Consider the following 4,161-nt stretch of genomic DNA (forward strand, 5'->3'; position numbering starts at 1 on the left):
GTAACACAATTGTATTATGTTACATATATCTATATACTAATGTATTATAATGTATTATATTTATATAATAAGAAACATTAGATAAGGTGAGAGTAATAATGAAATATGTAGAACCAATTCGTGACAAACAACAAATTAATGAAATGAAACAGTATTTAAAAAATCGAAATATCCGTGACTGCCTGCTTTTTGTCCTGGGAATTAACAGTGGTTTAAGAATTTCTGATTTATTATCACTAAAGGTAACTGATATTAAAAATCGTGATCGAATTATTATCCAGGAGAAGAAAACTGGTAAAATAAAAGATTTCCCACTATCTGAAACGTGTAAAAAAACGATAAATGAATATCTTTTAAGTACAAACCGCGACAGTGGCTGGCTTTTTAAAAGCAAAAAAAGTCAGCAGCCAATTACCCGCGTACAGGCTTATAGAATCATGAATATTGCGGCTCGGGCAATCGGTATAACGGAAGCAATCGGGACACATACACTACGAAAAACATTTGGTTATTGGGCATATAAAGGCGGTGCCGATGTAACCAGAATTCAAAAACTTTTGAATCATTCTGCACCTAGTGTTACTTTGGCCTATATAGGTATTACAAAAGATGAATTAGATACAATTTATATAAATTTAAATTTATGATAAATGACATTATTTAGTATAAATAGAAGGAATAGAATTGGAAATGTCGTATCTAAGATATAGAGTGTATTTTTTTCTCTTCAAGTAACACAATACAATTGTGTTACTTGAAGAGAAAAAAATGTCAAAAACCCGCTTACGTAGTATATTTCAAAACTAAAAAATCACTCATTTGATGAAGATAGGTGTGTTTTTCTAAAAATAACGGCCAAAACAAAAAGCAGCAGAAAAATCGCAAGGATTTTTCTGCTGCTTTTCTTACATCAAAAACGATTTATGAACCAAGTTTAGGACGAAAGTGTCTGTATAATAACACGAGCGACAAAAACAGCGTCAAGACTTCCGCTGCTGGCACCGTCAGCCAAATACCTTTTATGCCAAAAAATTGCGGCAAAACAAGAACGCCCACCCCAATCCAGACAATACCTTTACTTAACGCAATCAAAACGGAACTTTGAGGGCGGCAAATAGCCGTAAAATAACCTGATGCAATGATATTAAATCCATTTACTAAAAATGCCAGTGCATATAAGTGTGCACCATATACGGCAAACGCAATCACACGTTCATTGCCTGATTCAATAAACACTTGAATAATTTCCTGCGCATACAGTGAAATCACCGCAAACAAACCGATACCAATCACTACAGCCGAACCGCAAGCAAGCTTCAAAGCCTCTTTGACCCGTTCCATTTTTCCGCTGCCATAATTATAGCTGATAATGGCCCCAACACCGTCTGATAAACCGATCAGTATATTATTACCGATAAAAGACAAATAGCCAATCGCGGTAAAAGCAGCTACACCGACTTCGCCAACATAGCGCATGAGCGTAATATTAAACAAAAAAGTCGTGACACCCGTTCCGATTTCGGCAACGCCTTCAGAAGAACCCGTATAAAGAATCTGGTGTGCCAAAGGTTTTTTAAAGCTGCCCTGAAATAATTTCAGACTGGTTTTACCCATAAGAAACGGCAACAGCGACAAGATAAAAGCGATTGTATAACTAATTCCGATAGCAAAGGCCGAACCTTCTATCCCCCAGCCCAATTGTACAATCAACAAATAATTCAACAACATGTGCCCGATGACAGCCACGACCAGAATCATCATCGAATAGAAGGGATTCCCCATAATTTTTAACACATAATCCAAAACAAACATAATAGCAAAAAACGGTAAAAACCAGCTCGTATAATAAATATACATCGTTACCATTGGCAGCAAATGTTCATTCGCCCCCAATAAACCAGCCATTTCTTTTGTAAAGCAAAGAGCCGAAGCTGCCAGCAGAACCGAGCTGCCCGTAATCAAACTAAGTGCTGTTATAAACGTATCATTTGCCGCCTTAATATTGTTTGCACCCAAATATTTACCTACCAGACTTTGCGTACCAATACCGATAACGACACCCAATGCAATTAACAAACTCAAAAAAGGCATCGCAATATTCACACTTGCTAATGCATCTACGCCAATATAGATACCAACAAAAAAACCATCAACAATCGTGTTTAAGCCCAAAAACAACATTCCTGAAACGGCTGGAATTGTATATTTCAGAAACAATGTCGTAATCTTCTCTTCACCTAAGATATTTCCATTCATCATTATCACCCAATTAAGATGATAAAGCTTGGAGTAGATCCAATGTCAAGTTTTTGCCAAAGCAATCCATATTTCATAGTAATCCAGACCATCTTTATGAGAACTGGCCATATAACGACCAACCATATCTCCGGCGACTTCTCTTCCTGATTCTTGAATATATTGTAAGGTTTTTTGCAATATATCATTTTCACTCTCTACATAAGTCGTTCCAAGAATCGTATATAAATACTCTGCTTCCGGCAGCGATAAAAAGTTTTTAGCCTCCCACGACGGAAGCATACTAAAATTTGCTTTTTCAATACTAAAGCCAACATGTGCTAAACAAAAATTTGCATTTTCTACGAGATCCGCCGCATCTACAAACAGCATGTAACGTATACGATCATCAATCCAGTCTTCTTTTTTATATTCACGAATCATACTAACAAGATCGTCTTCCTGATGACTCATAAGTTTATATTGAAAGCTTGGTGCCGTAACTATTTTAAACTGCCCCAAACGTTCCTCGCATGATTTATATTGTGACGCAACCTGTGTAATCATTGTCTGCAGCTTTTGCAATTCCTGTATCCTCTGCTCAACAAGTTTTTGATTGTGATAAAGGATATTTTTGATATCACCAACATCCATTTTCGTGATCATCTGTTTAATATCTTGAATTGATAACTCCATATTACGAAAAAATAAAATATCCATTAAAACGACAATTTCATCATATGAATAATACCGATACCCATTTCCCGGATTTTTGTGTGAAGCGAGCAGTCCCATTTTCTCATAATAACGCAGCGTATCCGTCGAAACAGAAAAAAGCTTTGCTACTTCACCGATAGACCATGTTTCGTTCATATGTAAAAACCTGCCTTCATTAATAACAGCCTATCTATGTAGAACTGTTGACTTCCGTCCTGGATGATTGTTGCCCAGTTGTTCCCATTGTTCAGGGGAAAGATCACTTATCTCACCGACCGTTTTTGCCATTTGATAAATTTTCATAACTGCTTCCGCGGCTTCCAGAATACTTACTGCATTTTCCATCGTTTTGCCAATACAAACACAGCCATGATTCGCTAATAAAATAAGTTCATGCTCTTTCATTGCTTCTTCAATACCATCGGCAATATGAACCGTACCTGGTTCACCATATGGCAAACAGGGAATATCTCCAAAAAACAAACCAAACGTCGTCGAACATCTGATATTGATACTTTTATTACAATAAGCATAGGCTGTTAAATAGGGCGCATGCGCATGTACAACAGCATTGCAATCAGGACGAACCCGCAGCGCTGCTTCATGCAAAAGATATTCACTTGATCTTTTTAGTGTCCCACCAATTTGCTGATCCCCTTTCATTACAGCAATCATATCTTCTGTAAGAAAAGTTTTTCTAGTACCAGATGGAGTAATATAAAGCTCGCCTGCCGTTCGATCCAAAATTGATATATTACCTTCAAGCGAATTTACGAGCCCCTGCGCCTCCAAAAGCTTTGCATACTGAATAATTTCCTTTTTTAGATTATGATCCATATCCATACTCCTCAATAATAATTTAACGATTCATGAAATAACTCTATACTCTTATTATATAAGACCTTATTGCTGCGAACAAGAAAAAGCTATTAAATTACAGCAAAAGGGGCTGTCGCACGTTACAAAAACGTACGGCAGCTTTTTTTGCAAAAAAAAGAACTCCCAGGCTTTTAATCGTCTGAGAGTACGTGTAAAATTTAAGTATGCAAAAACCAAATATTACACAAAAAGATTATACAACTTTTGGGAGTTCTTATCAATTGCATCTTCCATTAAATATTGAATTTAAAATTCCAAAGGATGACCCAGTCCGCCTACTTCGCTACTTTGTTGAAGGGATGGATTTATCAGAGCTTTACCGTACATATT

4 protein-coding genes and 1 pseudogene are annotated in these 4,161 nt (G+C 36.6%); 2 read left to right on the forward strand and 3 right to left on the reverse strand.

Annotated elements, in window-relative coordinates; genetic code table 11:
- Positions 1-98 precede the first annotated feature (98 nt).
- Positions 99-647 (forward strand): site-specific integrase, encoded by a 549-nt coding sequence (locus F606_RS0105915; RefSeq protein WP_019552955.1) that lies wholly within the window; start codon positions 99-101, stop codon positions 645-647.
- 274 nt (positions 648-921) lie between these two features.
- Here the strand turns inward: F606_RS0105915 and F606_RS0105920 are convergent, their stop codons facing one another.
- The 3 genes from F606_RS0105920 to F606_RS0105930 are packed head-to-tail and all read right to left on the reverse strand — an operon-like array spanning position 922 to position 3,789.
- Positions 922-2,259 carry an MATE family efflux transporter gene (locus F606_RS0105920; RefSeq protein ID WP_026329270.1) on the reverse strand — a complete coding sequence of 446 codons (1,338 nt, stop codon included), beginning with the start codon at positions 2,257-2,259 and terminating at the stop codon, positions 922-924.
- A gap of 42 nt (positions 2,260-2,301) precedes the next feature.
- On the reverse strand, positions 2,302-3,108 hold the full coding sequence (locus F606_RS0105925) for a MerR family transcriptional regulator (RefSeq protein ID WP_019552957.1): 807 nt from the start codon (positions 3,106-3,108) through the stop codon (positions 2,302-2,304).
- Between the two features lie 30 nt (positions 3,109-3,138).
- Entirely contained in the window at positions 3,139-3,789 is a 651-nt protein-coding gene (locus tag F606_RS0105930; protein ID WP_019552958.1) for a class II aldolase/adducin family protein, read from the reverse strand.
- A gap of 206 nt (positions 3,790-3,995) precedes the next feature.
- Here F606_RS0105930 and F606_RS24105 point away from each other — a divergent pair.
- Positions 3,996-4,161, forward strand: a pseudogene (locus tag F606_RS24105) (IS5/IS1182 family transposase); the annotation flags it as partial.

The organism is Propionispira raffinosivorans DSM 20765 (genome assembly GCF_000381065.1).
In the GTDB taxonomy this organism is placed as follows: Bacteria; Bacillota; Negativicutes; order Selenomonadales; family Selenomonadaceae; genus Propionispira; species Propionispira raffinosivorans.

Excerpts from the sequence above, each read along its gene's own strand:
- F606_RS0105915 (WP_019552955.1), top strand. The coding sequence starts at position 99 with ATGAAATATGTAGAACCAATTCGTGACAAACAACAAATTAATGAAATG.
- F606_RS0105920 (WP_026329270.1), bottom strand. The coding sequence starts at position 2,259 with ATGATGAATGGAAATATCTTAGGTGAAGAGAAGATTACGACATTGTTT.
- F606_RS0105930 (WP_019552958.1), bottom strand. The coding sequence starts at position 3,789 with ATGGATCATAATCTAAAAAAGGAAATTATTCAGTATGCAAAGCTTTTG.
- F606_RS0105925 (WP_019552957.1), bottom strand. The coding sequence starts at position 3,108 with ATGAACGAAACATGGTCTATCGGTGAAGTAGCAAAGCTTTTTTCTGTT.